Source organism: Kineococcus gynurae (assembly GCF_042433995.1).
Taxonomy (GTDB): domain Bacteria; phylum Actinomycetota; class Actinomycetes; order Actinomycetales; family Kineococcaceae; genus Kineococcus; species Kineococcus gynurae.
The window spans coordinates 216,960-242,539 of sequence record NZ_JBHLUI010000008.1 but is presented as its reverse complement, the minus strand read 5'-3'; the positions used below and the strand labels follow the sequence as shown (position 1 = coordinate 242,539).

The window sequence follows — 25,580 nt, the reverse complement described above, 5'->3', positions numbered from 1 at the left end:
CTGAGCTGTCCCCCGTGTCGACGATCGAGGGTCCCGCCACCACCGCCACCGGCCCCGGGCTGAGCGCCGAGGAGCTGCAACCCCGGTTGGCCGAGCACCGCGGCGAGCTGACCGGGTACTGCTACCGGATGCTGGGGTCGGCCTTCGACGCCGAGGACGCGGTGCAGGAGACCCTGCTGCGGGCCTGGCGGAGCATCGGCGGGTTCCAGGGACGCTCGGCCCTGCGGTCGTGGCTCTACCGCATCGCCACCAACGTCTGCCTGACGATGATCGAGTCGCGGGGTCGGCGGGCCCGCCCGGTCGACCTCAGCGCGAGGGCCTGGGAGCCGGTCGAGGCGTCCTTGGCCGCGCGGCGCGGCGAGGAGGCCTGGCTGGAACCGATGGTCGACGACCGGGTGCTGCCGACCGTGGGCGACCCGGCCGACCTCGCGGTGGCGCGGGAGTCCATCCGCCTGGCCTTCGTCGCCGCCCTGCAGCACCTCCCGCCCCGGCAGCGCAGCGTCCTGATCCTGCGCGACGTGCTGCGCTGGAAGGCGGACGAGGTCGCGGCGCTGCTGGAGACCACGACCGCCTCGGTGAACTCGGCCCTGCAGCGGGCCCGGGCCACCCTGAACGAGCGGGGCGTCGACCGGGACGAGGCGCCGATGGAGCTCTCGGCCGCCGACCGCGCGTTGCTGGACCGCTACGTGGACGCGTTCGAGTCCTACGACATGGACGCCTTCGTCCGCCTGCTGGCCGAGGACGTCACCCAGAACATGCCGCCGTTCGAGATGTGGTTGCAGGGCCCGGCCGACGTCACCGCCTGGATGACCGGGCCGGGCAAGGAGTGCGTCGGCTCGCGCCTCGTCCCCGTCGCGGTGAACGGACAACCCGCCTACGCGCAGTACCGCCTCGTCGGTGGTCGGCACCTCCCCTGGGCGCTGCAGGTGCTCGACGTGCGCGACGGTCGGATCCGGGCGATCACCTCGTTCCTGGACACCCGGTTGTTCGCGCACTTCGGCCTGCCGACCGAGCTGCCGCGGGCGGGGACCGCCTGACGTCCCGACCGGGGCGCCCGTCGCGAGCGCCGTGCGGTGAGCGGTCGCGCACCTAGACTCGGACGGATGTGCGCCGCCGCCCCCCGCACCCTCGCCGAGGAGTTGCGCGCCCGCAGCGACGAGGAGCTGGAGCAGCTGCTCACCGCGCGCACCGACCTGGTGACCCCGCTGCCGACGTCGACGACGGCGCTGGCGACGCGCTCGGCGACCCGCGCCAGCACCCAGCGGGCCGTGGACCGCTTGGAGACCCCGGCGCTGCAGGTGGCCGAGGTGCTGGCCGTCCTGCCCGACCCGGTGTCGATGACCGCGGTCTCCAAGGCGTGGGGCGCGCGCGCGAACGACGTCGTCGCCGACCTGCGGCGGCAGGCCCTGGTGTGGGGTCCGGACCGGGCGCTGCACCTCATCTCCGCGGTCCGGGACCTGCTCGGGCCCTACCCCGCGGGCCTCGGTCCGCCGCTGGCCGACGCCCTGGGGCGGCGCTCCCCCGCCCGCCTGGCCGAGCTGCTGGAGGACCTGGGGCTGGACCCGGCCGGGGACCCGGAGGTGGCGCTGTCGCGGCTGGCCGCGCACCTCGGTGCCGCCGACGCCGTCGAGGCCCTGCTCGCGGGCGCGCCGGAGGGGGTCCGCGAGGTCCTGGCCAAGCTGACCTGGGGTCCGCCGACCGGGGCCGTCGAACGCGCCGACCGGCAGGTGCGGGCCGCCACCTCGGCGAGCCCGGTCGACTGGTTGCTCGCGCACGGGCTGCTGGCGGTCGCCGGGCCGGGCACGGTCGTGCTGCCCCGCGAGGTCGGGATGGTGCTGCGCGGCAACCGGGTCCACCGCTCCCCCGGGCGGCAGGCGCCCGCGCTGACGGGCGCTGCGCGGCGACCGGCGCAGGTGGCCGGGGCCGGGGCGGAGGCCGCGGCCGACGCGGTCCGGCTGGTCGAGGAGCTGGCCCGGACCTGGGGGGTGGCGCCCCCGCCGGTGCTGCGGGCGGGCGGGGTCGGCGTCCGGGAGCTGCGGCGCACCGCGGTCGCCCTCGAGGTCGACGAGGCGACGGCGGCCCTGGTGGTCGAGACGGCCTGGGTGGCCGGGTTGATCGCCGACGACGGCGAGGTCGAGCCCCGCTGGCTGCCGACCCCGATGTTCGACCTGTGGGCCGAGGACGACGTCGCCGAGCGCTGGCTCTCCCTGGCCGGCGCCTGGCTGGGCACGACCCGGGTCCCGGCCCTGGTCGGGACCCGGGACGCCAAGGACTCCGCCCGCAACGCGCTGGGCCCCGACCTGGACAAGCCGTCGGCCCCCGTCGTCCGCTCGGCCGTGCTGGCCGAGTTCGAGGCGCTGCCCCCCGACCACGCCCCGACGGCGGACGACGTGCTGGCCCGGCTGCGCTGGCGCACGCCGCGGCGCAGCGGTCGGTTGTTCGCCGACCTCGTGCAGTGGACCCTGCGCGACGCGGGCTGGTTGGGGTTGCTCGGGGCCGGGGCCCTCACCCCGGCCGGTCGCGCGCTGCTGCAGGGCGACGACGAGGGCGCGGTCGCCGCGCTGCGGGCCGCGCTGCCGGCCCCGGTGTCGGAGATCCTCGTGCAGGCCGACCTGACCGCCGTGGCCCCCGGGCCCCTGGTGCCCGAGCTCGCCCGCCGGCTGGACCTGCTGGCCCGGGTGGAGTCGCGCGGGGGCGCGACGGTCTACCGCTTCGACGACGCCTCGGTGCGACGCGGGTTGGACGAGGGACTGACCGCCGACGACGCGCTCGCCTTCCTCGGACGGGTCTCGGCGACCGGGGTGCCGCAGCCGCTGGAGTACCTGATCCGCGACGTCGCCCGTCGGCACGGCCGGGTCCGGGTCGGCCGGGCCGGCGCCTACGTCCGGGCCGAGGACCCTGCCCTGCTGACCCAGCTGCTCTCCGACAAGCGTTGTGCCGCACTGGGTCTGCGGGCCCTCGCCCCCACCGTGCTGGTCTCCGCCGCCGAGGGCGAGGAGGTGCTGGCCACCCTGCGGGCCGCCGGGCTCGCCCCCGCCGCCGAAGGTCCCGACGGGGAGCTGGTGCTGCGGCCCCGCACGGCGCGGCGGACCTCGCCGCGCCCGGTCCCCCGACCGGTCAGCGGTGAGCCCCCGCCGCCCGCCCAGGCGTTGGTCGGGGCGGCGGTCAAGACGTTGCGGGCCGGGGACGTCGACGCCGACCGGGCCGAGGCCCGGCGCGCGGCCACCCCGGACGCGCCCCGCCTGCCCGCCCTGGACCCGAGCACGTCGATGGCCATGCTGCGCGAGGCCGCGGCGTTCCGGCAGGTGGTCTGGATCGGGGTGGCCGACCGCGACGGCGTCGTCCACCGCAGCCTGGTGGAACCCATCCAGGTGGAGGGCGGGCGGATCACCGCCTTCGACCGCTCCGAGCAGGCGGTCCGCGTCTACTCGGTGCACCGGGTGACGGGGGTCGCCGCGGCGCCCGGCGAGGCCCCGGTCCGGGCGGGGCGCGAGCGCTCGGTGGAGGGCTCGGCGACGTCGTAGGGTCGCAGGCATGAGCGAGCAGCCGCCCCCGCGCGACGAGGGACGAGACGGCACGGGCTCGGACGGCACGGGCTCGGACGGCACGGGCTCGGACGGCACCCGGCGCCTGCCCACCGGGGCGGGCGACCCGTGGTCGAGCCCCGGCGGCACGTCGGGGGCGTCGCAAAAACCCACCCGGGCCTTCGACCCACGACCCGGCGCCCCGACCGAGTCGTTCGCCGCCCGCCCCGACGCGGGCGACCCCTACCGGTCGGAGCCCTCCGGCGCCGGGGCTCCCGTGCCGACGGGCACCGGCTGGGCGGCGGACCCCTGGTCGGCTGGCTCGACGGGCGCGCCGGCGTCGGCACCGCGTCCCGCCCCCGACGGGGGTGCTGCACGCGACGGCTGGCCCGCGCAGTACGGCCAGGCCGGGCCGTACGGGCAGTCCGCCCCCTACGGGAGTGCCGGGCAGCACGGGCACCCCGGCCAGCACGGGGACCCCGGGCAGTACGGCTGGTCCCCCGGCGCCCAGCCCCCGCTGCCGCCCGTGGCGGGTCTGGCCCAGGGGGTCCTCTGGACCGGGGTGGGCTCGCTCGCGCTGTGGCTGCTGAGCGCGGGCCTGCTGAGCTGGATCCCGGCGATCGTCGCCCTGGTGCTGGCCCCGGGAGCGCGACGCGCGGTCCGGGCCACCCCGGGCGGACGCGGCCAGGGTCACGTCACCGGCGGGGTCGTGTGCGCCTGGGTGGCGCTGGGCCTCTCGTTGCTGACGGTGGCGATCGTCGCGGTCCTCGCCGTGTCCTGGATCGGCGTCCTGGGGGCGAGCACCTGGAGCGACCCGGGCGCCCCCTGGGAGAACGTGTGACCCCCGCCGCAGGTACGACCACCGCGGAAGCACCCGGGGGCGAGGAGTGTTGAGCCTGCCGTGAACGACGGCCCCCTCATCGTCCAGAGCGACAAGACCCTGCTGCTGGAGATCGACCACGAACGGGCCCCGGCCTGCCGGGCGGCGATCGCCCCCTTCGCCGAGCTGGAACGGGCCCCCGAGCACGTCCACACCTACCGGTTGACCCCCCTGGGCCTGTGGAACGCCCGCGCCGCCGGGCACGACGCCGAGCAGGTGGTGGACACCCTGCTGGAGTTCTCCCGCTACTCGGTACCGCACTCCCTGCTGGTCGACGTGGCCGAGACGATGGCCCGCTACGGGCGGCTGCAGCTCATGAACGACCCGGCCCACGGGCTCGTCCTGCACGCCATCGACGCCCCGGTGCTCGAGGAGGTCCTCCGCTCCAAGAAGGCCTCCCCCCTGCTCGGAGAGCGGGTCGCGCCGGACACCGTGCTGGTGCACCCGAGCGAGCGCGGCAACCTCAAGCAGGTGCTGCTGAAGCTCGGTTGGCCGGCCGAGGACCTGGCCGGGTACGTCGACGGCGAGGCGCACCCGATCGACCTGGCCGAGGACGGCTGGACCCTGCGGCCCTACCAGTCCGACGCGGTCGAGAACTTCTGGCACGGCGGTTCCGGCGTCGTCGTCCTGCCCTGCGGGGCCGGGAAGACGCTCGTCGGCGCGGGGGCGATGGCCCGGGCGCGCGCGACCACCCTGATCCTCGTCACCAACACCGTCTCGGCCCGGCAGTGGCGCGACGAGCTGCTCCGGCGCACCTCGCTGACCGAGGACGAGATCGGTGAGTACTCCGGGGCCCGCAAGGAGATCCGTCCGGTGACGATCGCGACCTACCAGGTCGTGACCACCAAGCGGAAGGGGATCTACCCGCACCTGGAGCTCTTCGACGCCCGCGACTGGGGCCTGATCCTCTACGACGAGGTCCACCTGCTGCCCGCGCCCATCTTCCGGATGACCGCCGACCTGCAGGCCCGCCGCCGGCTGGGGCTGACCGCGACCCTGGTGCGCGAGGACGGTCGTGAGGGGGACGTGTTCTCCCTCATCGGCCCCAAGCGCTACGACGCACCGTGGAAGGACATCGAGGCCCAGGGTTACATCGCGCCCGCGGACTGCGTCGAGGTCCGGGTCACGCTGCCGGACTCCGAGCGCCTCGTCTACGCCACCGCCGAGGACGAGGACCGCTACCGGTTGTGCTCGACCTCGCCCGAGAAGTCGCGCGTGGTCGAGAAGTTGGTCGCCCAGCACGCCGGCGAACCGACCCTGGTCATCGGGCAGTACATCGACCAGCTCGACGACCTCGGTCAGCGCCTCGACGCCCCGGTCATCAAAGGCGAGACGACCGTCAAGGAGCGGCAGCGCCTGTTCGACGCGTTCCGCAGCGGGGAGATCACCACCCTGGTCGTCTCCAAGGTCGCGAACTTCTCCATCGACCTGCCCGAGGCGAAGGTCGCGATCCAGGTGTCGGGCAGCTTCGGCTCCCGCCAGGAGGAGGCGCAGCGGCTCGGTCGGGTGCTGCGCCCCAAGGGCGACCACGGTTCGGCGCGGTTCTACACCGTCGTCTCCCGCGACACCAAGGACCAGGACTTCGCCGCCCACCGGCAGCGGTTCCTGGCCGAGCAGGGCTACGCCTACCGGATCGTGGACGCCGACGACATCGACGGCGGCGTCCCCGACGCCGACGGGGTGCTGCCGGACTGACGGCTCGCCCGCCGGGTCAAGCCGCCCGCCGCGGCGACCGATGGAGTCCCGTGGACCAGCGGAGCACCGATCGGTGGATGGGTACGGGGCGCGTCGAGCAGGCGGACGACCTCGCGGGCCCGGTGCTGGCCGCGCGGGTCGCGACGGCCGTCGCCGAGGCGTTGGCCGGGCGGACCGCCGCGCTGGTCCTCGCCCACGTCGACCACCGGCTCGACCTGCCCCTGGTGACCGCCGCCCTGCAGGCGGCGGCGGGGGCCGCCCCGGTCCTCGGCGCCACCACCGGCACCGTCTACAGCGGCACCGACGAGCAGCCCGCGGTCGTGCTGGTCACGGCCCTGGGCGGGGACGACCTGCAGGTCGGCGCGGCCGTCGACGCCCGGCCCGACCCGACCGAACGGGCGACGGTGGTCGCCGAGCGGGCCGCGCTGGGGGTCGACTCCCCGCACCGACTCATGATCATGCTCCCCAACGGGACCGCGGGCGACCAGCAGGCCATGGTCCTCGGCGCCTACGACGTCCTGGGGCCGGCGGTGTCCATCGTCGGCGGGGGCGCCGACGGAGACCTCGAGACCAACCGCTCCTGGCAGTTCCTGGGGACGACCATCGTCGAGAACGGCCTGGCGGCGGCCGTCCTGGGCACGGACCGACCCGTCGGGGTGGCCGCGGCGCACGGGTACTCGCGGCTCGGCCGGGGCATGGTCGTGACCGACTCCGACGGGCAGCTGCTGCGCGAGCTCGACGGCCGGCCCGCGCTCGACGCCTACCTGGACAACCTGGCCGACGCCGGGATCGACGTCGGCGACCGTGACGACGAGGCCGCGCTGACCCGGCTCGCCTTCGCCCACCCCCTCGGCCTGGCCCGACGCCGGCGCGACGAGGCGCGCACGATCGTCAGCCTGGACCTCGCCGCCCGGACCATGACCTTCGTCTCGACCGTCGAGGCCGGCGGGCTCGTGCACCCGCTGCAGGGTGACGAGCAGGACATGCTGGCCGGCGCCGCGCAGGCGTGCGACCAGGCCGTCCGGGCCCTCGGCGCCGACCCTGTGGGCATGGTGCTGTTCAGCTGCATCGCCCGGCGGGCCCTGCTCACCGAGGAGGGCCGGCTGGCCGAGCTGGACGCCGCCCGCGACGCGGGCTGCCGCGGGGAGGTCACCCTCGTGCACAGCTGCGGCGAGATCGCCCGCGTGTCCGGGTCGGCCGGGTGCCACAACCAGACCGTCGTCGCGCTGGCCTTCTGAGCGGGCCCGGGGGGGGAACACGTGGACGGGTCGATGAACCTGCAGCTGGTCGAGCTGCTGACGCTGCTGAGCAAGCAGCCGGACGCCACCGCGATGGCGACCCGCGCCGCCCGCTGGGCGGCCGAGGCCCTCGACGCCGAGACGGCCGCCGTCGTGCGCGCCGGGGTCGTGCTGGCCGGGGTCGGCGTGCGCACGGGGGCGAACCCGCTGGTCGGCGAGGTGCTCGCGGCCGCGGGTCGCCCCGAACCGCTCGACCTGCCCGAGCTGCCCCGTGCCTTCGTCGCCGCGGCCCCGGTCACCGACCGCGGACCGCAGCCGACCCAGCTGGTCCTGGCCCGGGCCGAGGAACCCTTCGAGGTCGAGGAGCGGCTGCTGCTGGTCGGGACCGGTCGCCTGCTCGGCCAGGCCCTGCAGTCGGCCCGGGCGCTGAGCGACGAGCGCGAGCACCGGCGGCGCAGCGAGGCGCTCGCGACCGAGCGGGAGCAGCTGCTGGGCACCCTGCGCGAGCGCGAGCAGCTGCTCAGCAGCCTGCTCGACCTGCAGCAGGCCGTGGCCCGGCGCCGTCCGGTCGAGGAGGTCCTCGACCTCCTCGCCGCCCGGGCCCGGGGCGTCCTCGAGGGCGACGCGGTGGTCGTCGTCCTCGAGGACCCGCTGCACCCGGAGGCCCTGCGCGTGGTCGCCCGTGACGACCGGCCGGGCGCCCTCCCCTGCGCCGCGGCCCTCGCCCACGCCCGCGCGGCCCTCGCACCCGCCGGCCCCGGGCGCGGGATTCACCCGGGCTGCGTCTGGCACGTGGCGCCGGTGCGGGCCCAGGGCCGGGTGGTCGGAGGCGTCGTGCTGCTGGACCCGACCGGTCGGACCGAGGGACGCGAGCACCTGCTGGGTGCCTTCGCCGAGCACGCGAGCACGGCCCTGAACGACGAGTACACCTCCACCTCGCTGCGCGCCTCGTACTACGACCAGCTCACCCGGCTGCCCAACCGCACCCTCTTCCTGGACCGGTTGGCCCAGGGCACCGGGGGCACCGGGGGCACCGGCACGCAGGGCACCGGCGCGCAGAGCGGTGACCCGGGTGAGGGCGGGCTGGCCCTGCTCTACGTCGACCTCGACGGGTTCAAGGCGATCAACGACCGGCACGGCCACCAGGTCGGCGACCTGGTGCTGGCCGCCGCCGCGGCCCGGCTGCAGACCGCGCTGCGCACCCAGGACACCGCGGCCCGCCTCGGCGGCGACGAGTTCGCCGTCCTGCTGCACGACGTCACCCCGGAGCAGGCCGTCGCGATCGCCCGCCGGTTGCAGGACCAGCTCGCCGAACCCGTGCTGCACGAGGGGACCGCCCTGCGCGTGGGCGCGAGCATCGGGGTGGCCGTCGTCGGGCACGAGGGCACCACCCCGGCGTCCCTGGTCCCCGACGCCGACGCGGCGATGTACACGGTCAAGGGGGCCGCCCGCGGGCCCGAGGCCGACGGCGTCGGACTCTTCCACGCCGAGCTGCACCGCGCCCGCACCGCCCGCCTCCGGCTCGAGGCCGACCTGGCCCGCGCGGTGGAGACCGACGAGTTCGTCCTGCACTACCAGCCCGTCGTGGACCTCGAAGGCCGCCCGCTGGGGTGCGAGGCGCTGCTGCGCTGGCAGCACCCGGAGGACGGCCTGCTCTACCCCGACCGGTTCGTCGGGGTGGCCGAGCGCTCCGGGGCCATCGCCCGGATCGGGGCGCTCGTGCTGCGGCAGGCCTGCCGGCAGGTGGCGCGCTGGCGCCGGGAGGGGCTGACGGTGGACGTGGCCGTCAACCTGTCCGGCGCCCAGCTGCGCCCGGCCCTGCTCGGCGAGGTCCGGGCCGCACTGGCCGAGGCCGACCTGCCGGCCACGGCGTTGACCTGCGAGGTCACCGAGACCGTGCTGGTCACCGAGGCCCACGCCATCGCCGTGCTCGCCGACCTGCGCGCGCTCGGCGTCCGGGTCGCCGTCGACGACTTCGGGACCGGCTACTCCTCGCTGGCGGCCCTGCGCCGCCTGCCGGTCGACGTGCTCAAGATCGACCGCTCGTTCGTGGCGGCGCTGGACCAGCCGGGCGACGCGGCCATCGTCGAGGCGGTCCTCCGCCTGGCCCAGGCCCTGGACCTCGACGTGGTCGCCGAGGGGGTCGAGACCGAGTTCGAGGCCCGGGTGCTGCGCGAGCTCGGCTGCCCGACCGGCCAGGGTTACCGCTGGGCCCGTCCGCTGCCGGCCGAGGACTTCCGGGCCTGGTGGGCGGCCCGCGTCGGGACCGGCGCCCTCGTCTGAGGGGTCTCGCGCCGACTGCCGCCGGTCTCGCGCGTCGTCAGTGCCAGCGCGCCCAGGCGGCCTGCTTGGTGGTCCCGGACAGGGCCGCGACCTGAGCCCAGGAGCCCTGCTCGGCGATCCGCCGGGCGGACTCCCCCAGGGCGAGCCCGACGTGGCCGCTGAGCCCGGTGAGCAGCGCGAAACCCTCGCCGCTGCCCCGGCGGGCGAGCTCGTCGATGCCGGCCCGGACCAGGGCGGCCAGGTCGGCGGAGGACCGGTCGGCCCAGTCGGCGGGCAGCTCGGCCACCGGCTCGGCGGCGGCCGTCGCGCCCGGACGGTCGGGGGTCGCGGCGGGGTCGGGGGCGTCGAGGTTCGGCATGGTGGACCAAGTGTCGGCGTCGCCGAGGATCACGTCCACCGTGGCGTCCGGCGAGTCGAAGCGCCGCTCCCACACGATGCCGGGCCAGCGGTACGTGAGCGTGCCCTCGGCCGGGCGGTAGTCGGCGGTGAACACCGTCCCGAACCCGTGCGCGTAGTCGCGGGTGTAGAGGGGCGCCTCGAGCAGCGCGGCGACCATCGCGTCGGCGTCGGCCCCCTCCTCCTGCAACCCGCCGAGCAGGTCCAGCCGTTCCACGCTGCGGTAGCGCGCGGCGTGCGCCGGGTCGACCGGCTCGGTCCACCGGTGGTTGGTGGCGCAGGAGACCGGGCGGATCTCCGCGGGCCGGTCGGGCCCGACGTGCGCGGTCACCGAGGCGCCCGTGGCGTCGAGGAGGGTGACGTTGTAGGTCATCGCGATCGGCAGCCGGGCGAGGACCCGACCCGCCTCCTCGACGTCGGTGCAGGTCTCCAGGAGGTAGCGCAGCACCAGCGGGATCCCGAAGCCCTCCCCGTGGGCGCGGTCGCCGCCGAAGGTGAGGGAGACGACCAGACCCGCGTCGTTCATGCCGTCGAGCAGGCCCCACAGGCAGTCGCCGGTGCCCAGGACCGGGCGGCGGTAGTCGGTGGACAGGCTGGTCTGCTCGAACAGCCCCGGTGCGTAGTCGTAGTTGCGGGCCAGGGCGGGCGCCGGGTCGAGGGCGACGACCTGGCTGCAGGCGGCCGGGGCGAAGGCGGGCAGGTTCCACTGGGTGAGGAAGACCGCGGCGTCGTCGTCGTCGCCCGTGAGCGCGACGAGCTGCTCCCAGGTCTCGTGCAGCTCGGGCATGTGGGTCTGCAGCGCGGCCTCCGCCTCGGCGCGGGTGGGGCGCGCGTCGCGGCCCTCGGAGAGGTGGAAGCGGCGGTAGGCGGGCCACGTCGCGTCGAACAACGCCTGCCAGCGGGCGCCGGGACGGGCCTCGGTGATGCCGAACATGGTGAACGGGTACGTGGTCATGGCGTCAACGCTAGGTTGACGATGGCGGCTCGTCAACTCGATCTTGACGCTCGCCCGGTCCCGTCCAACGCCCCCCGCTCCCGGGCCCCTCCGGGGTCGACGGCGGCGGCTCACCCCACCGCCGCGAGTCCCCGTCGGCGCAGCAGCGGCTCGATCCGGGCGTCGCGACCGCGCACCTCCCGGTAGGCCTGCAACGGGTCGACCGACCCCCCGCGGGCCAGCAGACCGCGGCGGAACCGCTCGCCGTTGGCCCGGGTCAGCCCGCCGTTCTCGGTGAACCACTCCACGGTGTCGGCGTCGAGGACCTCGCTCCAGATGTAGGCGTAGTAGGCGGCCGCGTAACCCCCCGCGAACACGTGGGCGAAGTACCCGCTGCGGTAGCGCGGCGGGACGGCCGGTACGTCGACCCCGGCCGCGCGCAGGGCCGCGGCCTCGAACTCCTCGACGTCGGTGACCGCGGCGGCGTCGACCGCGCCCAGCCCGTGCCAGGCCTGGTCGAGCAGCGACGCGGCCAGGTACTCCGTCGTGGCGAAACCCTGCCCGCTGCGCTCGGCCGCCCGCAGCGCCTCGGCGGTCGCCACCGGCAGCACCGCGCCGGTCTCGACGTGGCGGGCGTACCCGACCAGGACGTCGGGGTCGAACGCCCACATCTCGTTGACCTGGGAGGGGAACTCCACGAAGTCGCGCGGCACGGAGGTTCCCGAGAACTGGGGGTACCGGACGTCGGAGAGCAACCCGTGCACGGTGTGCCCGAACTCGTGGAACAGGGTGACGACCTCGTCCGGGGTGAGCAGGGCCGGGGCGCCCGCGGGCGGTTCCGCGACGTTCAGGCAGTTCACCACCACCGGCCGCTGCCCGAGCAGACGCGACTGCTCCACGAAGGAACTCATCCAGGCCCCGCCCCGCTTGGCCGGCCGGGCCCACGGGTCGAACAGGTACGATCCGACCGGACCGTCCTCGTCGAACACCTCGAACACCCGGACCCCGCGGGAGTACCCGGGCAGGTCGGGACGCGGTTCGAACCGCAGGCCGTACAGACCGTGCGCGGCGGCGAAGACCCCGTCGACCAGGACGCGGTCGAGCTCGAAGAACTCCCGCAACCCTTCCGGGTCCAGGTCGAAACGCTTGCGCCGCAGCCGGGCCGCGTAGTAGGCGTGGTCCCAGGGTTGCAGCGGTCCCTCGTGACCGTCGGCGTGCAGGAGTTCTTCCAGCTCCGCGATCTCCGCCCGGGCGTTCGCGACCGCGGCCGGGACCAACCGGTCCAGCAACCCGCGCGCCGCCGCGGCGGAACCCGCGGTCTCGTCGGCCACCACCCACTCGGCGTGGGACGCGAACCCCAGCAGTTCCGCGCGTTCGGCCCGCAGCCGCACCGTCCGCAGCACCAGGTCGACCGTGGGGTGCGGACCTCCGGCGCTCCCCCGGGCCACCGCCGCGCGGTGCACCCGTTCCCGGACGTCGCGCCGGACCAGCGACTCCAGGACCGGTTGCGGGGTGGGCAGCACGAGGGGGAGCAACCACCCGGCCTCCCCGCGCACCTCGGCCGCCGCCCGGGCCCGCTCGACCTCCGCCGCGGACAGTCCCTCCAGCTCCGCGACGTCGGTGACCAGGACGGCGCGGGCGTTGGCGTCGGCCAGCAGCTCGGTGTCGAAGGCGCTGGTGAGCGAGGAGAGCTCGGCGTTCAGCGCCCGCAGGCGTTCCTGGTCGTCCGGGGCGAGCAGCGCCCCGGAGCGGGCGGCGTCGTCGTGCAGCCGCTCGAGCAGGCGGCGGGACTCCGGGTCGAGCTCGTCGCGATCGGCGTGCAACGCGGCGATGCGCGCGACCAGGCGGGGGTCCAGCCGGACCGCGTCGGCGTGCGCGGCCAGCAGCGGGGCGAACTCGGCCCGGACCGCGTTCATCTCCTCGTCCGCGTCGGTCCCGAGCAGGTTGAAGAACACCGCCCCGACCCGTCCCAGCAGACGTCCGCTGCGCTGCAGCCCGGCGAGGAACTCCGTGGCGGGAAGGTCCTGGGCGAGCAGGTCCTCGAGCTCGGCGCGGTGCTCGGCCATGCCGGCCCGCAGGGCGGGGGCGTAGTGCTCGGTGCGGATCTCGCCGAACGGCGGGAGCTCGTAGGGCAGGGTGCTGGGCGCGGAAAAGGGGTTGTCCGGGGCGAGCGCGCGGTCCACGGTGGCGTCCATCGGCCGATCGTGTCAGACGCCCCCGACGCGACGCCGATGAGTTCCGCGCCCCGTCGCGGTCCCCCGTTCAGCGACGCCCGTCGACCGGCCCGGTCGGTGGACCACCGAGGAGAGGAGCCCCCGTGCCCGAGCGCGACGCCCCGACCCCGCGTCCCCGGCTCGACCTGCGCCGCGGCGACCAGCGCGTCTTCGCCCACCTGCTGCTCAGCAACGGTGCGGTCAACATCCTCAACTACACCGTCTGGTTCGCGGTGACCTTCTGGGTCTACCTGGAGACCCGGTCGGTCTTCGCGACCGGGATGATCGCCGGGATCTTCGTGGCCGCGACCGCGGCGACCGGGATCTGGTTCGGCAGCCTCGTGGGACGACCACCGCAAGAAGGACGTCCTGCAGGGCTCGGCCGTGGCGTCGTTCGTCGTGTACGCCCTCAGCCTGGCGCTGTACCTGCTGACCCCGCCGGAGCGGTTCACCGACGTCGGTTCGTGGTCGCTGTGGGTCTTCGTCGTGCTGCTCATGCTCGGGGTGATCGCGGGCAACCCGCGCAGCATCGCGCTGCCGACACTCGTCACCCTGCTCGTCCCCGCCGACCTCCGCGACCGCGCCAACGGCCTGCTGGGCACGGTCAGCGGGGCCTCGTTGCTGGTGACGTCGGTGATCAGCGGGGTCCTGGTCGCGACCGGGGGGATGCTGCACGTCCTGCTGCTCGCCCTCGTGGTGCTGGCCGCCTCGGTGGTGCACCTGGCCCGGGTGCAGGTGCCCGAGCACCGGACGGTCGCGACGGGCGACGCGACGCCCGGGCCGCGTCAGGGGGTGGACCTGCGCGGCACCTGGCACCTGGTCCGCGGGGTCCCGGGCCTGGTCCCGCTCATCGCGTTCACCTGCTTCAACAACGTCATCGCCGGCAGCTTCATGGCCCTGATGGACGCCTACGGACTGTCGTTGGTGCCGGTGCAGGTGTGGGGGCTGCTCTGGGGCGGGCTGAGCGCCCTGATGATCGTCGGGGGTCTGCTGGTCGCCCGGGTCGGGCTCGGCTCCCGTCCGGTACGGATCCTGCTGCTGGTCAACCTCGCCGCCTGGGGGGTCACGGTCCTCTTCCCGCTCCTCGCCTCGGTCGTGACGCTCACGGTGGCGATGGCGGTGTTCATGACCCTGATGCCGTTCGCCGAGGCCGCCGAGCAGACCGTCCTGCAACGCGTCGTGCCCTACGAGCGGCAGGGCCGGGTGTTCGGCTTCGCCCAGAGCGTCGAGCAGTGCGCGGCCCCGGTCACGGCCTTCCTGGTGGGCCCGCTCACCCAGTTCGTCGTCGTCCCGTTCATGACCGACGGGGCCGGCGCGGCGGCCATCGGTGGCTGGTTCGGGACCGGGCAGGCCCGCGCGATCGCCCTCGTGTTCGTGGTGACCGGTGTCCTCGGGGTCCTGGCCACGCTGGTGGCGCTGGCCAGTCCGCAGTACCGGGCGCTCTCCGCCACGGTCGCCGCGGTCGCCGCGACGCCCCCGCCCGCGACTCAGGACCCGTCGACCACCACGTCCACGGTCCAGGCCCCCTCGGGCTCGGAGTGCAGCCGCCAGTAGTGCTCGGCGATCCGGTCCGGGTCCAGCGAGGTCCCCGGGGCGATCACCCCGACGACGGTGACGCTGCCGACGTGCACGTGGGCCGGGGCCAGCTGCTCGTGCAGGACGGTGACCGCCGCACGCAGCGCCGACTTGCCCAGGGTCAGACTGGCGTGGGCCGGGTCCGGGACGAGCCCCGGTCCCCCGCCGGTGACCAGGAACGTGCCCGCCCCCGCCGCGCGCATCCCCGGGGTGAGGACCTGGGCGGTGGTCACCGCCCCCACCACGTCCACGGCGAGCGCGTCGAGCAGGTACTCCGCCGAGGCCTCGAGCAGGTCGTCGGCGGCCACCAGCCCCACGTTGTAGACGACCACCGCGGGGGTGACCCGGTCGGCGACCTCCAGCAGGGCGGCCCGGAACCCCACCGGGTCGGCCGCGTCGGCGATGACCGTCGTGACCGCGACCCCGCCCGCCCGCAGTTCCGCGGCGAGCGGGTCCAGGGTCTGCGGCGTGCGCGCCACCAGGGTGAGGGCGAACCCCTCCCGGGCGAAACGTCGGGCGACGGCCGCCCCGAGGCCCGGCCCGGCCCCGACGACGACGGCGTGGCGCGGGTCCAGGGGGCCGCTGGGCACGGGGTGACTCCTCGGGTCGGGGGCGACGGTCACCCCGCATGCTGCCCGAGGGGTCGCGATCCGGCCCGCGCGGACGAGGGCAGGTGTGCCTCACCTTGCTTCACAACCGCCGCACAGGATTCACGTGGAGGTCACGCTCCCGTCCTCCCCCCGGCCCGGCGACGTTCCTACCGTCGCCGCCGTGACCCCCCACACGCCCTGCTCCCCGTCCGCCGGAGCGACCGCGCTCCCCCTCCTCGACTACCGGCCCGCCGGTCGCCGAAGCCCGATGACCTGCCACTACCGGTGCGCCACGTCCTGCGCCCGGCCCGTCCCCAACGAGAGCGACAACGCCTACTTCGGCGACGTCGTCCGGGCGGCGGTCTCGCGCCGCGGCGTCCTGGCCGGACTCGTCGGCCTCGGCGTGGCCGGCGCCGCCCTGCAGCAGGCCGCGCCGGCGAACGCGGCCGACGGTGACGCCCGCCTCTTCGCGATGCCCTACGCGCCGGGCCACCAGCTCGACTTCGACGCCATCGCACCGGTCCCCGGTGAGGCCGACTCCTTCGACGTGCCGGCCGGGTGGGCCTGGGCGCCGATCATCTCCTGGGGCGACCCGATCCTGCCCGGGGCGCCGGAGTTCGACATCGACGCGCAGAGCCCCGAGGCCCAGGAAGGGCAGTTCGGCTACAACAACGACTACACGACGCTCATCCCGCTGCCCGGGCGCACCGACCGCGCGCTCCTGGTGTGCAACAACGAGTACACCAACGAGGAACTGATGTTCCGCGGGTTCGTCGACGCGGCCTCGGCCACCGACGAGCAGCTGCGCATCTCGATGGCCGCGCACGGGATGTCGGTGGTCGAGGTGCGCCGCACCGACGCCGACTCCCCGTGGGGCTACGTCCGCGACTCCTCGTTCAACCGCCGGATCACCCCGGGCACCGAGTTCTCCTTCACCGGGCCGGCGCGCGGGTCGCGACTGCTGCGGACCACCGCCGACCCGGCCGGCACGACGCCCGTCGGGACGTTCGGAAACTGCGCCGGCGGGACCACCCCGTGGGGCACGGTCCTCTCGGGCGAGGAGAACTTCAACGGCTACTTCGCCGCTCCCGAGGAGACCGACGACGCGGCCGAGAAGCGGTACGGCGTCACCGAACCCGGCCGCGGCTGGGAGCGGGTCGACCCGCGTTTCGCCACGACCGTGGAACGCCAGGAGCCCAACCGGTTCGGCTGGATCATCGAGGTCGACCCGTTCGACCCGACCTCGACGCCGAAGAAGCACACGTCGCTCGGGCGGTTCAAGCACGAGGGCGCCACGATCTCCCTGGCCGCCGACGGCCGGGCCGTGGCCTACATGGGCGACGACGAACGCTTCGACTACGTCTACAAGTTCGTCTCCCGCGAGCGCTTCCGCGAGGGAGACCGGGCGCACAACCTGACCCTGCTCTCCGAGGGTGACCTCTACGTGGCCCGCTTCACCGGCGACGGCGCGGAGGACCGACGGGCCGACGGGCGCGGGGAATGGCTGCCGCTGCTCACCGACGGGGTCTCGCGCGTCCCCGGGTTCTCGGTCGAGGAGGTGCTCGTGCACACCCGGCTCGCGGCCGACACCCTGGGCGCCACCAAGATGGACCGCCCCGAGGACGTCGAGCGCAACCCGGTCAACGGCCGGGTCTACGTCGCCTGCACCAACAACACCCGTCGCGGCACGGTCGACGACGAGGGGGTGCCCCGTCCGGGCATCGACGAGGCGAACCCCCGTCCGGAGAACAAGGACGGTCACGTCGTGGAGATCTCCGAGGACCTCGACGACGCCGCGGCGACCGCGTTCTCGTGGAACCTGGTGCTGGTCTGCGGCGACCCGGCCGCGGCCGACACCTACTTCGGCGGGATCGACAAGGACCTGGTCACACCGATCTCCTGCCCCGACAACGTCGCGTTCGACACCCGCGGGAACCTCTGGATCTCGACCGACGGGAACACGTTGGGCAGCAACGACGGGCTCTACGAGGTCACCGTCGACGGTCCGCAGCGGGGTCTGGTCCGGCAGTTCCTCTCCGTCCCGACCGGGGCGGAGACCTGCGGACCCGTCATCAACCCCGACGGCGTCGTGCTGGTCGCCGTGCAGCACCCGGGCGAGGTCGACGGGGCCTCCCCCGACGCCCCGGCCTCGCTGTTCCCCTACGACGGCACCGGTCAGCCCCGCCCGAGCGTCGTGCAGGTGTGGAAGGTCTGAGCCCGGCTCAGCGGCCGACGACCAGGCGGGTGAACAGTCTCCGGAGTTCACCCGCCGGGTCGGCGGTCCGCCCGCAGTGCACGGGCGAGGTCTGCACGACGGTGCTGCGCGGGGCGGTCAGCCAGCGGAACCGCGCCCCCGCCGCCTCCCCCGCCCCGGAACCGGCCGTCCCGGCGCAGACCCCCTCCCAGGCCGCGACGTGCCGCGTCACCGCGTCGAGGTCGGCGTCGGGGGCCAGCACCCGCAGCCGGTCGCTCGGGTCGGCGGTCAGCGCGCCGAGGAACTCGACCGGACGGCACCACAGGACCACGCCGGCGTTGAGGAACTCGGCCCGCTCGACCCGCGGCACCACCCGGATGACCGCGTACTCGTAGACGTGCAGCGGGCCCGGCCCCGGCGGCGGGGTCGCGGCGCTCATCGGGCGGCCCGCTGGACCGCGGCGAGCTCGTCGACCCAGGGCCGCGGCCCGGCCAGGCGGCCCGCGAGCCACTCCCGGTAGGCGGCCCGCACCTCGCCGACGTCACCGAAACCCGGCTCGTCGGCCAACCATTTGTCACCGACCGCCCCGACCACGGCCTCCAGCACGTCGGGGTCGAGCGCCGCGGCGCTGGCGGCGTCGACCGTGGTGACGTCGGCGGCGGCCCGCAGCAGCAGGTGGTCCTCGGCGTGCCGCAACGGCCGGGCGACGCTCGCCGCGGAACGGGCCCAGTCGTGGTGGAAGTACAGCGCCGCACCGTGGTCGATGAGCCAGGGCCGCCCGCCCCACCACAACGCGTTCGGGTTGCGCCAGGACCGGTCGACGTTCAGGCAGAACGCGTCGAACCACAGCACCCGTGCCGCCCACCCGGGGTCGACCGGGTCGACGGCGGGATCGAACGACAGCGCACCGGGCAGGAAGTCCATCCCCAGGTTGGTGCCGACGGAGCGCAGCAGCAGGTCCTGCACCTCCTCGTCGGGCTCCCCGCGCCCGATCACCGGGTCCACGTCGACCAGCACCAGCTCGGGGACGTCCAGCCCCAGGGCGGCGGCCAGCCCGGCGCACAGGATCTCGGCCACCAGCACGCGGCGCCCCTGCCCCGCACCGACGAACTTGACCACGTACATGCCGTCGTCGTCGGCCTCGACCAGACCGGGCAGGCTCCCGCCCTCGCGCAACGGGGTCACGTAACGCGTCGCGACGACCGACCTCAGCACCCGGCCGAGTCTGCCATCCGAACGACGTTCGGCAGACTCCCAGGCAGCGTCCAGGCAACGGGAGCAGACTCGCAGCGTGCGCAACGTCAATCCACAGGCGAGGTCCGCCGAGGCCCGTCTGCTCGTCGTGGACGACGAGCCCAGCATCCGCGACCTGCTGGCCACCAGCCTGCGCTTCGCCGGCTTCGAGGTGGCCGCGGCCGCCGACGGGGCCGAGGCGATCCGGCTGGCCGAGGAGTTCCGCCCGGACCTCGTGGTCCTCGACGTCATGCTCCCCGACCTCGACGGCTTCACCGTCACCCGCAAGCTGCGCGAGCGCGGACGGGTGGTGCCGGTCCTGTTCCTCACCGCGCGCGACGACACCGCCGACAAGGTGGCCGGGCTGACCGTCGGCGGGGACGACTACGTGACGAAACCGTTCAGCCTGGAGGAGGTCGTCGCCCGGATCCGGGCGGTGCTGCGCCGCACCGGCGCCGGGGCGGGACCGGACTCCGGCCGCCTCGTCTTCCACGACCTGGAGCTCGAGGAGGATTCCCACGAGGTCCGTCGCAACGGCCAGGTCGTCGAACTCTCCCCCACCGAGTTCAAACTCCTCCGCTACCTGCTGATGAATCCGAACCGGGTGCTGTCCAAGGCGCAGATCCTCGACCACGTCTGGGACTACGACTTCAACGGCGAGGCGGGGATCGTCGAGAGCTACATCTCCTACCTGCGCCGCAAGCTCGACACCGAGGGGCTGGACCCGTTGATCCACACCAAACGCGGTGTGGGTTACGTCCTGCGGTCCCCGCAGCGGGTCTGAACCGCGTGGTCCGGCCGAGCATCCGTCACCTCACGCTGCAGTCCCGGCTGCTCGTCATCACGGCGCTGCTGCTGCTGGCCGCGATGACGACGGTCGGCGTGGCCTCGACCCAGCTGCTGCGGCAGAACCTGGAGAGCCAGGTCGACGACGCGTTGCAGGAGAACGCGGTCGCGGTCACCGCGTCGCTGCCCGACCTGCTCGCCACCGGGCGCCTGCTGCTGCTGTCCGACACCTACCTCGAGGTCAGCGACGCCGACGGCAGCTCACCGCGGGCGTTCTGCACCCGCAGCGCCGGGGACGGCTGCGCCGCGGCCCCCGCCCTGCCCGCGCTGACCGCCGACTACGTCGCCCGCCACCAGGGTCGACCGCTCACCCTGACCGACCCCACCGGGACCACGAGCTGGCGGGTCGTGGTGGTGGCCGACCCGACCGCCCCGGTGAACATCGCGGTCGCCCTCCCCCTGACCGAGGTCGAGGACACCCTCGACCACTTCCGCACGGTCGCGGTGCTGGTCGGGTTCTCGGTCCTGGTGGCCGGGACGGCCCTGGCCGCGCTCGCGATCCGGCGGTCCTTCCGCCCGCTCGCCGACATCGAGTCGACCGCCGAGGCGATCGCCTCGGGGAACCTGTCCCGCCGCATCCCCGCGGCTCCGCCGACGACCGAGGTCGGCCGGCTCGGGGCGGCGCTGAACGCGATGCTGACCCGCATCGAGCGGAGTTTCCGCGCGCAGGAACGCTCCGAGGAGCAGATGCGCCGCTTCGTCGCCGACGCCAGCCACGAGCTGCGCACCCCGCTGGCCGCGATCCGGGGGTTCGCCGAGCTGTACCGGCAGGGCGCGGTCCGCGGCGAGGAGGACGTGGCCCGGGTCATGGGCCGGATCGAGGCCGAGTCGACCCGGCTCGGCCGGTTGGTCGAGGACCTGCTGCTGCTCGCCCGCCTCGACGAGGCCCAGCGGCGCAGGGCCGCCGAACCCGAACCCGTCGACCTCGCCGTGCTGGCCTCCGACGCGGTCCACGACGCCCGCGCCCTGTCCCGCGACCGCGAGGTGCGCCTGACCGGGATCCTCGCGGGCAGCGGGCCTGGTCCCGCCGTCGTGCTGGCCGACGACGCCGGGTTGCGGCAGGTGGTCACGAACCTGCTCGCCAACGCCGTCCACCACACCCCGCCCGGCACCCCCGTCGAGGTGGCCGTGGGTCGCGTGCAGGGACCCGGCGGCCCCGAGTCGGTCCTCGAGGTCCGCGACCACGGCCCCGGCCTGACCCCCGAGCAGGCCGAGAGGGTCTTCGAGCGCTTCTACCGGGTCGACGCCTCCCGTATGCGGGGCAGCGGCGGCGGCTCCGGCCTGGGGCTCGCCATCGTCGCGACCATCGTCACCGGGCACGGGGGGACCGTCGCGGTCGACGAGACCCCCGGCGGCGGGGCCACCTTCCGCCTGCGGTTCCGGGCCGCCGGGCACCCCGGCCCCGACCCCGACCTCGACGACCAACCCGGTCCCGACGAGCGCTGAGGCGCCCGCCCACCGCGGATCGCCGGCGGGCGTCCATCCGCGTCTCACAGACAGGTTCCAGGCAACGTCGAGGACGGTTCAAGCCTGACGACGCAGAGTGGTCGTCGTAGGGGCGGCCGAGACCGACCCGCCGACCACCTGACCGACCTCAACCCCGAGGTGAGAGCACCGTGAACCACGACGACCGTCGGGCCTCCGACACCATGACCTTCCCCGGTCCGCCCGAGCGGGCCAGCTACGACCCCTGGGCCACCCCGGGTGGCGGGCAGCCCCCGCACCACGGCGGCGGGGACGGCGGCTCCGGCGGCGGGGGCGGCGGGTCGCACGGCCCGCGCCGGCCCGGATGGCTGGCGCTGGGCGGGGCCGCGGTCGCGAGCGCCGTCGCGGCCAGCCTGCTGACCGCCGGCCTGGTCGGTGCGTTCGGCCAGGCCCCCGCCGACGGCGGGGACGGCGGCACCGGTACCGGAACCACGACCTCCTCGGTCCCGGTCCCCGGCGTGAGCCAGACGACCACCGACTGGCAGAAGGTCGTCGCGGCCGTCGAGCCGAGCGTCGTGACCATCACCGTGCAGTCGGCCTCCGAGGAGGGCGAAGGCTCCGGCATCGTCTACGACAGCAAGGGCCTGATCGTCACCAACAACCACGTGGTGAGCGGCGCCGGCAGCGACGCGACCATCACGGTGACCCTGAACGACGGCCGCGAGTACCGGGCGACCGTCGTCGGCACCGACCCGGCCACCGACCTCGCCGTGATCAAGCTGCAGAACGGCCCGACCGACCTGCCCGCGGCGACCTTCGCCGACTCCGACCAGGTCGTGGCCGGGCAGCCGGTGATGGCGCTCGGGAACCCGCTGGGCCTCTCGGGCACGGCGACGACGGGCATCGTCTCCGCGGTCGACCGCCCGGTGCTGACCCAGACGTCGAGCCAGCAGTCGGCCGACCCGTTCGGCGGGTCGGGTCAGGGTGCGACCGCCGAGACCGCGGCCACCGACGCGATCCAGACCGACGCGGCCATCAACCCGGGCAACTCCGGCGGGCCGCTGCTGGACACCGCGGGCCGGGTCATCGGGATCAACTCCTCGATCGCCTCGCTCAACGGTTCGGAGTCGCAGCAGTCGGGCAGCATCGGCGTCGGCTTCGCCATCCCGGCGAACGAGGTGAAGCTCATCGCCGACCAGCTGATCGCGACCGGTTCGGCCGAGCACGCCTGGTTGGGCGTGAGCCTGGCCCAGCAGCCGGCCACGGTGACCGTCGACGGCGCCGGACGCTCCGGCGCCGGGGTGGCGGCCGTGCAGTCCGGCACGCCGGCCGCGGAGGCCGGGCTGCAGGCCGGCGACGTGGTCACCGCGGTCGACGGCAAGGCCGTCAACGGGTTCGAGTCGCTCACCGCGCAGATCCGCGGCATCAAGGTCGGGACGACGGTGCAGCTGACCGTCGTGCGCGACGGTCGGCAGCAGACCCTGGCGGCGACGCTGAGCGCCCGCCCGCAGGACTGACCCGCCCCGGCCCCCGCGACTCCCGGCGGACGGACGCCCCCTCCCCCGCCGGGTCGACGAGCCCTCCCCCTCAGGGCTCCACCAACGGCGCCCACCAGACCTCCGGGTCCTGGTGGGCGCCGTCGGCGTCCCCGGTCCGGGTCCCGGTCCCGGTCCCTGCCCCGGGCGGCAGCAGCGTCCAGACCACCTCGTGCTCGACGCGGCGGGCCCCTTCGGCCCTCACCCAGTGCCGACGGAAACCCAGGACCCGGGCCCCCGCCTGGTCGGGGGCCTGCGCCACCCGCCGCGCCCCGGCGGCGTGGAGCACGACGTGGCCGACCACGGACTCGGGCACCCGCGCGCAGCGGACAAGATCCGTGCGCCGGTCGGGCCCCTCGGAGCTGGCGAGCACCTTCTCGCCGCGCCGCTTCGGGGTGCGCAGCCCCGACTCCCGCAGGACCCGCAGCACCCGGCGGGTGTCGACCGGGTGCGCACCGAGGGCGACCGCCTGGGGCAGCAGCTCGGCGGGGACGTCGTAGTGGTCCCCCTCGAAGGCCCGGCGGGGCACCTCGAGCCGGGCGGCGAAGTCGTGCAGCTCGGCCAGGGAGTGGTCGCTCACCAGGTGGGCCCACCAGCGGCCGTGGGCCGGGTGCTCGGCACGGTCGACGTAGACGGTCATGCGCGACCGGGCCCACGCGGTCCGGCCCCGCCGTCGGCGGCTCCGGGTCGGGGCCGGGTTCGGGGTCGTTCCTCCACAGGGGAGATTCTGCCCCGGTCCGACCCCGCGCTGTGGACGACGGGAGAAGGGGGCCCGGTCGTTCCTAGCGTTCCTCCCGACCGGTCCGCACGGGCGGCCGGCGGGCCCGCGGGTACGTCCCGCAGGAGGAGCGCACGATGAGCCGGTTCGAGGTCGACAGCGCCCAGATGGCGGCGACCAGCTCGGCGGTGCAGTCGTCGTCGTCGGCGGTCGCCGGTGAGGTGGCGGCGCTGATGCGCAACCTGGAGGCGCTGCCCTCCAGCTGGCGGGGGCAGGCGTCCTCGGTGTTCCAGGAGCTGGCCCAGCGCTGGCGGGTGACCCAGGACCGGGTCCGGCAGGACCTCGACGACATCAACCGGGCCCTGGCGGCCGCGGGTCAGCAGTACGCGGAGGTGGAGGCCGCCAACGCCCGGATGTTCGCTGCGTGAGTCGAGGGGGCGGGCCTCAGCGGGCGCGGCTCCACGGGCCGCCGACCGGGGTCCCGCGCCAGGAACGACGACGGGCCGACCCCTTCGGTGGGGCCGGCCCGTCCGGGGTCCGGTGGTGACGGCGCATCTCAGGCGGCGGCCGCCAGCGGCGTCGACTCCTGCAGCGGGGTGATCCAGCGCATCTCCAGGTGGCGCTGACCCTGCGTATCGGTCACGGTTACCCAGACGGCCTGGGGAGCGGTCGTGTTCATCATGATGCACCTCGCGTTCATCTGTTGTTCACCTAGAACCTAGTCCTCGGCCACCTGGCTCGGCAACCGGAGCCGTTGTGACGTAGCTCATAGGTGATGGCCGGTCACCAACGGTCGCGACGAGGAGGGTGGTTCCCGGTCACCTACGCTGGCCCCGTGACCGTTGTCTCGTTGGGCGTGCCCCGCGTCGGACCTCCGGACGCCGCCCGACGCGCCGGAGCGGGCGAGGACGCCCCGGACCTGGCCAGCTTCGCCTCCGGCCCGCTGGCCGACACCCATGGCCGGGTGGCCCGGGACCTGCGGGTCTCCCTGACCGACCGCTGCAACCTGCGCTGCCACTACTGCATGCCTCCCGAGGGGCTGCCGTGGCTGGAGAAGGCGGAGACCCTCGACGACGCCGAGACGATCCGCCTCGTCACCCTCGCCGTGCGCGAGCTCGGGGTGGACGAGGTGCGCTTCACGGGAGGTGAGCCGCTGCTGCGCCGCGGCCTCGAGGACGTCGTCGCGGCCACCGCGGCCCTGACGACCGCCACCGGGGGACGCGTCCGCACCTCCCTGACCACCAACGGCATCGGTCTGGCCCGACGGGCCGCCGGGCTGGCCGCCGCCGGCCTGGGACGGATCAACGTGTCGCTGGACTCGTTGCGGCCCGAGCGGTTCGCGGCCATCACCCGCCGCGACCGGCACGCCGACGTCCTGGCCGGGCTGCGCGCCGCGCAGGAGGCGGGGCTGACCCCGGTCAAGGTGAACACGGTGCTGCTGCGCGGGGTCAACGACGACGAGGCCGCGGACCTCCTCGGCTGGGCCCTGCGCGAGGGGTACCGGCTGCGCTTCATCGAACAGATGCCGCTGGACCCGCACGGGACCTGGCAGCGGGCCGACATGATCACCGGCGCCGACATCCACGACCGTCTGGTGGCAGGCGGTTACCGCCTCACGCCCCTGCCGGGCCGGGGCTCGTCCCCGGCGGAGGGGTTCGCCGTCGAGGGTCCGGCCGGTCCCGGTGGATCGACCCTGCGCGGGGAGGTGGGGCTCATCGCCTCGGTCACCGCGCCGTTCTGCGGGGACTGCGACCGCACCCGGCTGACCGCCGACGGGCAGGTCCGCACGTGCCTGTTCTCCACGACGGAGACCGACCTGCGCGACGCCCTGCGCGGCGGGGCCGACGACGCCGAGCTGGCCGCGCGCTGGCGGCGGGCCATGTGGGGCAAGCTGCCCGGCCACGACATCGACGACCCGGCGTTCCTGCACCCCACCCGTCCCATGAGCTCGATCGGAGGATGACACCCGTGCCCCGGCCCACCGCCCCGTCCTCCCCGGCACCGGTCCCGGCACCGACCCCGGCCGCCGCGGACCCGACCGGGCCCGAGGGGACCGTCCTCGTGCGGTTCTTCGCGGGCGCCGCCGCCGCGGCCGGCCGGGAGGAGCAAGCCCTCCCCCTGACCGGACCCGTCCCCCTCGCCGCCCTCCTCGACCGGCTCATCGGGCAGCACGGTCCCGACCTGGGCCGCGTGCTGGGCGCGTCGACGTTCCTGCTCGACACCGTGGCGGCCCGGCGCGACGACGTCGTGGGGCCGGGGTCGACCCTGGACGTCCTGCCCCCCTTCGCGGGCGGCTGAGCC

20 protein-coding genes and 1 pseudogene are annotated in these 25,580 nt (G+C 75.1%); 14 read left to right on the top strand and 7 right to left on the bottom strand.

Annotated features, from left to right (window positions below):
• Positions 1 to 14: 14 nt before the first annotated feature.
• The 6 genes from ACFFKU_RS07580 to ACFFKU_RS07555 all read left to right on the top strand — a co-directional run bounded on the left by ACFFKU_RS07580 (position 15) and on the right by ACFFKU_RS07555 (position 9,620).
• Entirely contained in the window at positions 15 to 1,037 is a 1,023-nt protein-coding gene (locus ACFFKU_RS07580) for a sigma-70 family RNA polymerase sigma factor (RefSeq protein ID WP_380136913.1), read from the top strand.
• A gap of 66 nt (positions 1,038 to 1,103) precedes the next feature.
• The gene (locus ACFFKU_RS07575; RefSeq protein WP_380136912.1) at positions 1,104 to 3,524 is read left to right on the top strand and encodes a helicase-associated domain-containing protein; all 2,421 of its coding nucleotides are present in this window, start codon (positions 1,104 to 1,106) and stop codon (positions 3,522 to 3,524) included.
• A 10-nt stretch (positions 3,525 to 3,534) separates the two neighbouring features.
• Positions 3,535 to 4,365, top strand: coding sequence for a DUF4190 domain-containing protein (locus ACFFKU_RS07570; protein ID WP_380136911.1), 831 nt, complete (start codon positions 3,535 to 3,537; stop codon positions 4,363 to 4,365).
• Positions 4,366 to 4,425: 60 nt separating this feature from the next.
• On the top strand, positions 4,426 to 6,099 hold the full coding sequence (locus ACFFKU_RS07565) for a DNA repair helicase XPB (protein ID WP_380136909.1): 1,674 nt from the start codon (positions 4,426 to 4,428) through the stop codon (positions 6,097 to 6,099).
• 77 nt (positions 6,100 to 6,176) lie between these two features.
• Positions 6,177 to 7,337, top strand: coding sequence for an FIST signal transduction protein (locus tag ACFFKU_RS07560; protein WP_380136907.1), 1,161 nt, complete (start codon positions 6,177 to 6,179; stop codon positions 7,335 to 7,337).
• Between the two features lie 33 nt (positions 7,338 to 7,370).
• On the top strand, positions 7,371 to 9,620 hold the full coding sequence (locus ACFFKU_RS07555; protein ID WP_380136905.1) for a putative bifunctional diguanylate cyclase/phosphodiesterase: 2,250 nt from the start codon (positions 7,371 to 7,373) through the stop codon (positions 9,618 to 9,620).
• Between the two features lie 37 nt (positions 9,621 to 9,657).
• On the opposite strand, the gene ACFFKU_RS07550 is transcribed toward ACFFKU_RS07555, so the two are convergent.
• Both ACFFKU_RS07550 and ACFFKU_RS07545 read right to left on the bottom strand, forming a co-directional pair.
• Positions 9,658 to 10,971, bottom strand: a complete 1,314-nt coding sequence (locus ACFFKU_RS07550; protein ID WP_380136904.1) for a C45 family autoproteolytic acyltransferase/hydrolase — start codon at positions 10,969 to 10,971, stop codon at positions 9,658 to 9,660.
• A 110-nt stretch (positions 10,972 to 11,081) separates the two neighbouring features.
• The gene (locus ACFFKU_RS07545) at positions 11,082 to 13,145 is read right to left on the bottom strand and encodes a M3 family metallopeptidase (protein WP_380136902.1); all 2,064 of its coding nucleotides are present in this window, start codon (positions 13,143 to 13,145) and stop codon (positions 11,082 to 11,084) included.
• 164 nt (positions 13,146 to 13,309) lie between these two features.
• Between ACFFKU_RS07545 and ACFFKU_RS07540 the strand changes: the two are divergent.
• Positions 13,310 to 14,717: pseudogene (locus ACFFKU_RS07540) on the top strand (MFS transporter).
• Here the strand turns inward: ACFFKU_RS07540 and ACFFKU_RS07535 are convergent.
• Complete coding sequence (locus ACFFKU_RS07535; RefSeq protein WP_380136901.1) at positions 14,651 to 15,328, bottom strand: SDR family NAD(P)-dependent oxidoreductase; 678 nt, start codon at positions 15,326 to 15,328, stop codon at positions 14,651 to 14,653. The pseudogene ACFFKU_RS07540 and the gene ACFFKU_RS07535 sit on opposite strands and share 67 nt — an antisense overlap.
• A gap of 268 nt (positions 15,329 to 15,596) precedes the next feature.
• On the opposite strand from ACFFKU_RS07535, the gene ACFFKU_RS07530 reads away from it, so the two are divergent.
• Positions 15,597 to 17,543 carry a PhoX family protein gene (locus ACFFKU_RS07530; protein ID WP_380138037.1) on the top strand — a complete coding sequence of 649 codons (1,947 nt, stop codon included), beginning with the start codon at positions 15,597 to 15,599 and terminating at the stop codon, positions 17,541 to 17,543.
• A gap of 7 nt (positions 17,544 to 17,550) precedes the next feature.
• Here ACFFKU_RS07530 and ACFFKU_RS07525 read toward each other — a convergent pair whose 3' ends face one another.
• Positions 17,551 to 17,961 carry a DUF3037 domain-containing protein gene (locus ACFFKU_RS07525; protein WP_380136900.1) on the bottom strand — a complete coding sequence of 137 codons (411 nt, stop codon included), beginning with the start codon at positions 17,959 to 17,961 and terminating at the stop codon, positions 17,551 to 17,553.
• Positions 17,958 to 18,737 carry a HipA family kinase gene (locus ACFFKU_RS07520; protein WP_380136899.1) on the bottom strand — a complete coding sequence of 260 codons (780 nt, stop codon included), beginning with the start codon at positions 18,735 to 18,737 and terminating at the stop codon, positions 17,958 to 17,960. Before ACFFKU_RS07520 ends, ACFFKU_RS07525 begins: the two co-directional genes overlap by 4 nt.
• Positions 18,738 to 18,813: 76 nt before the next feature.
• On the opposite strand from ACFFKU_RS07520, the gene ACFFKU_RS07515 reads away from it, so the two are divergent.
• The 3 genes from ACFFKU_RS07515 (at position 18,814) to ACFFKU_RS07505 (ending at position 22,543) form a co-directional block, all read left to right on the top strand.
• Positions 18,814 to 19,539: a response regulator transcription factor gene (locus tag ACFFKU_RS07515; protein WP_380136898.1), complete on the top strand. Its 726-nt coding sequence runs from the start codon at positions 18,814 to 18,816 to the stop codon at positions 19,537 to 19,539.
• Positions 19,540 to 19,544: 5 nt separating this feature from the next.
• Entirely contained in the window at positions 19,545 to 21,047 is a 1,503-nt protein-coding gene (locus ACFFKU_RS07510; protein WP_380136896.1) for a sensor histidine kinase, read from the top strand.
• 170 nt (positions 21,048 to 21,217) lie between these two features.
• Positions 21,218 to 22,543 carry a S1C family serine protease gene (locus ACFFKU_RS07505; protein WP_380136895.1) on the top strand — a complete coding sequence of 442 codons (1,326 nt, stop codon included), beginning with the start codon at positions 21,218 to 21,220 and terminating at the stop codon, positions 22,541 to 22,543.
• A 70-nt stretch (positions 22,544 to 22,613) separates the two neighbouring features.
• Here the strand turns inward: ACFFKU_RS07505 and ACFFKU_RS07500 are convergent, their stop codons facing one another.
• Entirely contained in the window at positions 22,614 to 23,201 is a 588-nt protein-coding gene (locus ACFFKU_RS07500; protein WP_380136894.1) for a DUF4031 domain-containing protein, read from the bottom strand.
• A gap of 215 nt (positions 23,202 to 23,416) precedes the next feature.
• Here ACFFKU_RS07500 and ACFFKU_RS07495 point away from each other — a divergent pair, with 215 nt between their 5' ends.
• A complete protein-coding gene (locus ACFFKU_RS07495; protein WP_380136892.1) occupies positions 23,417 to 23,707 on the top strand; it encodes a WXG100 family type VII secretion target in 291 nt (96 codons plus the stop codon).
• A gap of 128 nt (positions 23,708 to 23,835) precedes the next feature.
• Here ACFFKU_RS07495 and ACFFKU_RS07490 read toward each other — a convergent pair whose 3' ends face one another.
• Positions 23,836 to 23,958: a hypothetical protein gene (locus ACFFKU_RS07490; RefSeq protein ID WP_380136891.1), complete on the bottom strand. Its 123-nt coding sequence runs from the start codon at positions 23,956 to 23,958 to the stop codon at positions 23,836 to 23,838.
• Between the two features lie 156 nt (positions 23,959 to 24,114).
• Between ACFFKU_RS07490 and moaA the strand changes: the two genes are divergently transcribed.
• Positions 24,115 to 25,242 carry a GTP 3',8-cyclase MoaA gene (gene moaA, locus ACFFKU_RS07485; RefSeq protein ID WP_380136889.1) on the top strand — a complete coding sequence of 376 codons (1,128 nt, stop codon included), beginning with the start codon at positions 24,115 to 24,117 and terminating at the stop codon, positions 25,240 to 25,242.
• 5 nt (positions 25,243 to 25,247) lie between these two features.
• A complete protein-coding gene (locus ACFFKU_RS07480; RefSeq protein WP_380136888.1) occupies positions 25,248 to 25,577 on the top strand; it encodes a MoaD/ThiS family protein in 330 nt (109 codons plus the stop codon).
• Positions 25,578 to 25,580: the final 3 nt, after the last annotated feature.